Origin of the sequence: Streptomyces globisporus, from assembly GCF_003501885.1 — a bacterium.
Taxonomy (GTDB): domain Bacteria; phylum Actinomycetota; class Actinomycetes; order Streptomycetales; family Streptomycetaceae; genus Streptomyces; species Streptomyces globisporus_D.
In genome coordinates this window covers 1-7417 of the sequence record NZ_QWFA01000253.1, presented here as the reverse complement: position 1 = coordinate 7417, position 7417 = coordinate 1, and the positions used below count along the sequence as shown (strand labels likewise).

General features: G+C 72.8%; 7 protein-coding genes and 2 pseudogenes. 3 read left to right on the top strand and 6 right to left on the bottom strand.

Going from position 1 to position 7417, the window contains the following annotated elements:
* Positions 1-1271, top strand: a 1271-nt coding sequence (locus D3105_RS30875; RefSeq protein WP_240647086.1) for an SUKH-4 family immunity protein, incomplete at its 5' end; no start/stop codon positions are given.
* A gap of 224 nt (positions 1272-1495) precedes the next feature.
* A complete protein-coding gene (locus D3105_RS30870) occupies positions 1496-2422 on the top strand; it encodes a cellulose-binding protein (protein ID WP_118906200.1) in 927 nt (308 codons plus the stop codon).
* A 68-nt stretch (positions 2423-2490) separates the two neighbouring features.
* Here the strand turns inward: D3105_RS30870 and D3105_RS30865 are convergent.
* Positions 2491-2817 (bottom strand): annotated as a pseudogene (locus D3105_RS30865) (GntR family transcriptional regulator); the annotation flags it as partial.
* A 251-nt stretch (positions 2818-3068) separates the two neighbouring features.
* Here D3105_RS30865 and D3105_RS30860 point away from each other — a divergent pair.
* The gene (locus tag D3105_RS30860) at positions 3069-4220 is read left to right on the top strand and encodes a cytochrome P450 (RefSeq protein ID WP_165891113.1); all 1152 of its coding nucleotides are present in this window, start codon (positions 3069-3071) and stop codon (positions 4218-4220) included.
* A gap of 71 nt (positions 4221-4291) precedes the next feature.
* Here D3105_RS30860 and D3105_RS30855 read toward each other — a convergent pair whose 3' ends face one another.
* From D3105_RS30855 to D3105_RS35555, 5 genes and pseudogenes are all read right to left on the bottom strand, one after another.
* Entirely contained in the window at positions 4292-5584 is a 1293-nt protein-coding gene (locus D3105_RS30855; protein ID WP_118906198.1) for a cytochrome P450, read from the bottom strand.
* Positions 5581-6195, bottom strand: coding sequence for a GTP-binding protein (locus tag D3105_RS30850; RefSeq protein WP_118906197.1), 615 nt, complete (start codon positions 6193-6195; stop codon positions 5581-5583). The genes D3105_RS30855 and D3105_RS30850 overlap by 4 nt, the downstream gene beginning before the upstream one ends.
* Positions 6176-6535, bottom strand: a complete 360-nt coding sequence (locus D3105_RS30845) for a DUF742 domain-containing protein (RefSeq protein WP_118906196.1) — start codon at positions 6533-6535, stop codon at positions 6176-6178. Before D3105_RS30845 ends, D3105_RS30850 begins: the two co-directional genes overlap by 20 nt.
* On the bottom strand, positions 6532-6948 hold the full coding sequence (locus D3105_RS30840) for a roadblock/LC7 domain-containing protein (protein WP_118906195.1): 417 nt from the start codon (positions 6946-6948) through the stop codon (positions 6532-6534). Before D3105_RS30840 ends, D3105_RS30845 begins: the two co-directional genes overlap by 4 nt.
* A 114-nt stretch (positions 6949-7062) precedes the next feature.
* Positions 7063-7417 (bottom strand): annotated as a pseudogene (locus D3105_RS35555) (ATP-binding protein); the annotation flags it as partial.

The window sequence follows — 7417 nt, the reverse complement described above, 5'->3', positions numbered from 1 at the left end:
GGCCCCCCGGCCCGCCCGGTGCCCCGGGTGCTCCGCAGCCCCCCGGGCCTCCCGGTCCGCCGCCGGGTGCCACGCCGCCCCCGGGTGGCGGGGTGCACCACGCCGAGACGATGTTCGCGGCTCCGGGCCAGGTCGGCCCGCCCGGTCCGCCCGGTCCGCCCGGAGCCCCGGGCGGTTCCCTGGGTGGCCCCGGTCCCCTACCGCAGCCGCCGGGTCCTCCCGGTCAGCCCGGTCCGCCGCCCGGTGGGCACACCCCGCCCCCTCCGGCGTACGGCTATCCGCAGCAGCCCACCGGTCAGCCGACCGTGGGCCCCGGCTACCAGGCCGTGCTGCGGTTCCGGGCTCCGGACGGCAGCGAGCAGCAGCTGATCCGCCGCTCGGCGCCGGGCACTCCGCACCCCGAGTGGCAGATGCTGCACGAGCTGCGGGCGATGAACGTGCCGCCGCAGCAGGTCATCGAGCTCCACACGGAGCTGGAGTCCTGTGAGCTGCCGGGCGGGTACTGCGCGCGGATGATCCGGGAGACCTGGCCGCAGGTGCGGATCACCAGCGTCGCTCCGTACGGTACGGATCACGCCAGCCGTCAGCAGGGCATGCAGCATCTGCTGACGCACCAGGGCGAGCTGCACCAGGTCGCGGACGGCCCGGCGCGGCCCGCGCCGGTGCGGGCGCCGCTGCCGCAGATGCCGCCCGCGCCCGCGCTGCCGCCGGAGGCGGTGGCCGAGGAGCTGGCGCAGGCGTTCGGTCCGCAGGGCATCCTCCGGTTCGACCAGCGGGCGGTGTCCCGCCAGGGGGTGCCGGAGGTCGTCGCGCGCACCCTGGTGTGGGCGGGGCTGCCCGCCGATTTCGGGCCGTTCTTCTGGGCGCAGCCGGGGCAGCCGGTGGTGCCGACGCTGGCCGAGCTGGCCGCGCAGCGCCAGGTGCAGCCGGCGCCGGACGCGGGGTCGTACCTGGTGATGGGGACGGACTTCGGCCGGGCGATCTGTGTGCAGTACGGGACGGCGAACATCGTGGCCGTGCCGGTGGAGGCGGGCCCCGGCGGGCAGTCGGTGCCGCCGCAGTTCGTGAACACGGGGCTGCCCGAGTTCGTGCGGTCGATGGCGCTCCTGGGCCGGATGTGGCGGCTGCGGTACGGGCTGAACCCGGAGCAGGCGGGCCGTTGGACCGTCGACTTCCAGGCACAGCTGGTGGCGCTGGACCCGGCGGCGCTGGCGTCGCCGGAGAGCTGGTGGTCGGTGCTGCTGGAGCAGATGTGGGACGGCTTGATCTGATCTGACCCGGTCTGCCGGCCCGGTCCGGCGGTCCGGCTTCACGGTCCGGCCGAGGCGCCCGAACCCTTCCCGGGTTCGGGCGCTTCGCTGTGTGACGGTTCGCCCGATCTGTGATGCCGGTCGCTTCCGGCCTGAATGCCGCTGATCGATTCCGACTTCCGGCACCAATTGCCGCATCCTTGACGTATCGCGGTGGGTCGTTGGGTCGGAGAGAGGTTTCAGGGATGAGTGCTGGACCGGTGTCCGCGTTCGACGTGGTCGGTGTCCGGGGGAAGGGCTACCGCCCGGAGCAGGTGGACCGCATGGTGGCCGCCCTGACGGCCGAGCGGGACGGGGCGCTCGCCGAGATCGCGCGGCTGACCGGCCGGGCCGAGGAACTGCACGCCGAGGCGGCCCGGCTGGCGGAGACCGTCGCGACGCTGCCCGTGCCGGACTACGCCGAGCTGGGGGAGCGGGCGCAGCGGATCCTGGCCCTGGCCGAGAGCGAGGCCCGGGCGCTGGAGGCCGAGGCTGTGGCGGCGGGCCAGGCGCTGCGGGACGAGGCGGAGGCGGCGGGCCGTGCCGCCGGGGACGCGGCGCGCGAGGCGGCCGAGGCGGTACGCGCGGCGGCGGACCGGGCGGCGGAGGAACGGGTGGCCGCGGCGGTCCGGGAGGCGGAAGGGCTGCTGGCGGCGGCCCGGCAGGACGCCGAGGAGGTGCGGGCGGCCGCAGCGTCGGCGATGGCGGCGACCCGTGATCGTACGGCGAGCGTGCTGGCCCACCAGGAGCAGGAGCACGCGGAGCGCCTCAAGGCGGCCGAGGCCGAACTGGCCGCCGAGGAAGCCGCGTTGGAGGCCCGGCACGCGGAGCTGACTGAGCGGGCCGAGGCGCTGCTCACGGAGGCGGGCCGGCACCTCGCCGCCACGCAGGAAGCGGCCCGGCACGGCCAGGAGGACGCGGAGGCGCGGGCGGCGGAGCTGCTGGCCGAGGCCCGGGTCCGGGAGGAGCGGGTGGTCCGGGAGACGGAGCGGATCCTGCGGGAGCACGAGGAGGGCCGTGAGGAGGTCCAGGCGCACATGGCGCACGTACGCAGCTCGCTGGCGGCGCTGACGGGGCGGGTGACGTCGAACGACGACGGGAACGAGAGCGGGAACGAGGGCGAGGGGGCCTGAGTGCCCGAGCACCCGAGTGCCCGAGCGCGGGCGTGGCGAAGCGGTCCGGTTTTCCGGCGTCGCATTGGCCCGGGACACCGATCCGTTCGCGGACGACACCGGTGGGGAACTGGTGCGCCGGGGCCTACGCCCGCGTCGGCGTCGGGGGGCGCGGTGACACCGGCGTGCGCCCGCACCCGGGTGGCCGATCCGCTGCGGGCCTCGAAGTAGCCCTCGGCGACGAGTTGGGCGTAGGCCTCGGTCACCACCCGGCGGGAGCACCGCAGATCCGCGGCGAGGACCCGGCTCGGGGGCAGGGTGCTGCCCACGGCGAGCCGCCCGCCGGTGACGGCGGCCCGCAGCGCCCGGGCCGGCCGCGGGTGCAGGGGGCCGTCGGCGGGGTCCGCCAACTCCAGGAAGGTCCCCCACGCGGGCCCGGACCGCTCACGGTCATGCGTGACAGCCGGAGATCGTAGCGGCCGGACGACAGGCGCTGACGGGGGAGTTCGCGACCCGTGGCTCTTGCATATATCCGCCGGTACAAGCTGAATAAGTCATGCACCTCGCAGTTCCCCGTTCTGCTTGCAAGGGAGTGGTCATGACCGTCCGAGCGCCGGACATTCTGTCGCCAGAGTTCGAGAGAGACCCGTATGCGGCGTATCGCCGGATGCGACAGGACGAGCCGCTCCTGTGGCACGAGGCCACCAAGAGTTACATCGTCTCGCGCTACGAGGACGTGGAGCGCGTCTTCAAGGACAAGGCCGGTGAGTTCACCACCGAGAACTACGACTGGCAGATCGAGCCCGTGCACGGGCGGACGATTCTCCAGCTCAGCGGGCGCGAGCACGCCGTACGCCGGGCCCTCGTCGCGCCCGCCTTCCGGGGTGCCGACCTGCGGGACAAGTTCTTACCGGTCATCGAGCGCAATTCGCGCGAATTGATCGACCGGTTCCGTGGCTCCGGTTCCGTCGATCTGGTCGCCGACTACGCCACCCGATTTCCCGTGAACGTCATTGCGGACATGCTCGGTCTGGACAAGTCCGACTATGAGCGTTTTCACGGTTGGTATACGGCCGTCATCGCCTTTCTCGGTAATCTCTCCGGCGACCAGGACGTGGCGCGGGCCGGTGAACGTACCCGCGTCGAGTTTGCCGAGTACATGCTCCCGATCATCCGCGAACGGCGGGAGGCCCCGGGCGACGATCTGCTGTCGACGCTGTGCACCGCGGAGGTCGACGGTGTCCGGATGAGCGACGAGGACGTCAAGGCGTTCTGCAGTCTGCTGCTCGCGGCGGGCGGCGAGACCACCGACAAGGCCATCGCCGGTATCTTCGCCAACCTGCTCACGCACCCGGAGCAGTTGGCGGCGGTCCGCGCCGACCGGAGCCTGATAGCCCGTGCCTTCGCCGAGACGCTGCGCTACACCCCGCCGGTGCACATGATCATGCGCCAGTCCGCGACGGACGTGGAGCTGAGCGGCGGCACCGTACCGGCGGGCTCCACGGTGACCTGTCTGATCGGCTCCGCCAACCGTGACGAGGACCGCTACCGCGACCCCGATGTCTTCGACATCTTCCGCGAGGACCTGAGCGCCACGAACGCGTTCTCGGCGGCGGCCGACCATCTCGCCTTCGCGCTCGGCCGGCACTTCTGCGTGGGTGCTCTGCTGGCCAGGTCCGAAGTCGAGGTCGGGGTGGGTCAGTTGCTGGACGCCATGCCCGATCTGCGGCTGGCCGACGGCTTCGACCCGGTCGAGAACGGTGTGTTCACCCGGGGGCCGAAGAGCCTGCCGGTGCTTTTCACACCGGTGTCGGGCTGACGGAACGCGGTCGTCCTGGGGCGGCCGGGCCGTGGAACGCTTCTCGGCCCGGCCGCCCGCCCCGGCCCTCGCTACTGCGCCATCGGACTGAACTGGACCGGCAGCGCCGACAGTCCGCGCATCCAGATCGAGGGCCGCCACGTCAGCTCCGCCGGTTCGACCGCCAGCATCAGGTCCGGCAGCTGTTCCAGCAGCGTCTCCACCGCCGTACGGGCCATCACGTCGGCCAGCAGCGGTGCGGGGTAGGGGCAGCGGTGCTCGCCGCCGCTGAACGACAGGTGCGCGGAGTTCTCGGCCCCGACGTATGCCTCCGGCCAGATCTCCGGGTCGGTGTTGGCCGCGGCGATCCCCAGGACCAGGCAGTCGCCCGCCCGGATGTGCCGGCCGCCGAGCTGGGTGTCCCGTACGGCCCAGCGGCCGATGAAGTTCTGCGTCGGGGTGTCCAGCCACAGCACCTCGTTGAGCGCCTCGCCGACGCTGAGCCTGCCGCCGGAGACGTTCACCGCGAAGCGTTCGTCCGTCAGCAGCAGCCGCAGCGTGTTGCAGATCCAGTTGGCGGTGGGCTGCTGGGCCGCGGCGATCACCGAGATCAGGTCCTGGACGATCTCCTCGTCCGAGAGCCCCGCCCCGTGCGTCACCATGCGGGAGGTGACGTCGGGTCCGGGTACCGCCCGCTTGTCCTTGACCAGTTGGCGCAGCCGGTCGCCGACCCGCCCGTAGGCCGCCACCGGGTCGTCCCCCTCACCGGCGTCGAGCGAGATCCGCAGGTCGTCCACCAACTGCTGGGTGTCCGAGCCCGACACCGGCATCCCGCACATCTGGACCACGGCCCGCATCGGCAGGGCGTGGACGTAGCTGCTCATCAGCTCCGTCCGGCCGCTCCCGGCGAAGTCCGCGATGAGCCGCTCGGCGATGCGCCGGCAGTCGCGGGCCAGCTCGAACTGGTCGACGCCCTCCAGCGCTTCGGTGATGACACCGGCCCTGCGGCGGTGCTCGTCGCCCTCCGTGAAGAGCACCGACGGCTGGTAGCCGACGAACGGCAGCAGGGGCCAGTCCGGCGGAATGGTCGCCCACTGGTTCCAGCGGCGCGAGTCCCGTGCGAACAGCTCGTCGTGCGTGGTGACGTAGGAGAGTTCGGCGTAGCCGAGGACCAGCCAGGCCGGTACGTCACCGTCGAGCAGGACCGGCGCCACCGCGCCGTGCTCCCGCCGCAGCGAGCGGTAGAGCTCCGTGGGCGTCTGCTGGTAGGAGGCGCCGGACAGCCGTACGGCACCAGGGGCGACCGGGCAGCCGGAGGAGGCGGTGGTGCCCGTGGCGCGGGAAGAGTCGAAGGAAGGCTCGAAGGACGGGCCGGAGGTGCTCATGGTGTCGTCTCCCGGGCGATGGCCATCGTGCGCAGATGGTCGACGAGCGTGATCAGGACGTTCTTGCTGGAGGTCCGGACCCGGGCGTCGCAGTCGATCATCGGGATGTGCTCGGGCAGGGCCAGGGCCTGACGGATCTCTTCGAGGGGGTGGGCGACGTCGTCGTCGAACCGGTTGACCGCCACCACGAACGGGGTGCCGTGGTGTTCCAGCCGGTCGATCGCGTACCAGGAGTCGTCCATCCGGCGGGTGTCCACGAGGACGACCGCGCCGAGCGTGCCGGAGAAGAGCCGGTCCCACAGAAACCAGAAGCGTTCCTGCCCCGGGGCGCCGAACAGGTACAGCACGATGCGCTCGTTGAGGCTGATGCGGCCGAAGTCGAAGGCGACCGTGGTGGTGGTCTTGGCGTCGACGCCGCTCGTCTCGTCGACGCCGACACCGGCCTGGGTCATGACCTCTTCGGTGTTCAGCGGCCGGATCTCGCTCACCGAGCGGACGAGCGTGGTCTTGCCGACGCCGAACCCTCCGACGACGACTATCTTCAGGCCGGTCTCGGCCGCGTCGCCCAGCGGGGTGCGCCGGGCGGGGAGCTCACAGCTTCCGGAGACCATGGAGCACCTCCTTCAGCAGTTCGGAGTCGGGGAGTTCGGTCGGTGAGGCCGCCACGCGGGGGTGGCGGGCGGTGATCCGGCCCATGACGTGGAGGTCGTCGAGCAGGATGCGGACGACGGTGACGGGGAGGGAGAGTTCGGCGGCGATCTCGACGACGGCGGTCGGGTGGCTGCACAGTTCCAGGATCCGCGCGTGCTCGGACTGCATGCCGGGTGCCGGCCGGGACTCGCTGACGACCAGGGTCACCAGGTCGAAGGAGTCCGCGGCGCGGCTGCGTCCGCCGGTGACCGTGTAGAGCCGGTCGGGGGCCCCGGTGTCGACGGGGCGCCGGGGGGTCACGAGGTACTCCCCGGGAGGGTGCCGCGTGGTGCGGCGCGCAGGTGTTCGCCGATCTGCTCGACCATCTGCGTCATCTGGTTGCCCACGATGCTGGGGTCGGCCTCCTCCGTGGCGACGACGGCCAGGTGCGCGCCCTCACCGGCCTCGACGATGAAGAGCAGGCCGCCGTGGAACTCGGTCATCGAGTGCCGTACGCCGCCGGAACCGTCGCCGAACTCGATGGAGGCGCCCTGTGCCAGCGCCTGCATGCCCGAGCAGATGGCCGCCAGCTGGTCGGCCTGGTCGAGGGTGAGGTGCTCGCTCCAGCAGAGCTTGAGCCCGTCGCGGGACAGGGCCAGGGCGTGCCGCGTGCCGGGGGTCTGCTCCAGCAGCCTCTGCAGGAGCCAGGTGAGGCTGTTGTCCGTTGTCTGCATGATGAGTGACGGGACCGTGGCGCCGGGATCCGGCCGACGGCCCGTACCTCCAATCTCGGATGTTCGAGCGAGCGCGTCCGGTGACCCCGGACACCCTGGGGATGGCGTTCCTGGCTACGGCGTGGCGGACGGCGGCGGTACGGTCCCGGCGTCCGGCTGCTCCGTCGGCGTCGGGTTGCCCTGGGGCCGCCGGCCGCGCTGGAAGGCGCCGAACTGCTGGCCCGCGGAGCGGGGCGGGGTGGCCCGCGGTGTGTCGCCCCGCGGATTCGCCGCGGAGGTGGAAGCGGGCGTGCCCCGGTGACGGCCGCGCTCGCGCTCCGCCTCGCCCATGGTGCGGCCGGGCGTGCGGACGGGCAGGCCGCCGGGGGTGGACGCCGTCGGCGCCGGACGGGCCGCGGGCTGCTCGGGCTGACGCGGACGGACGACGAGGGGGTCGGTGGCCGGGGGCACCGGTGCGGGGGCTTCCGGG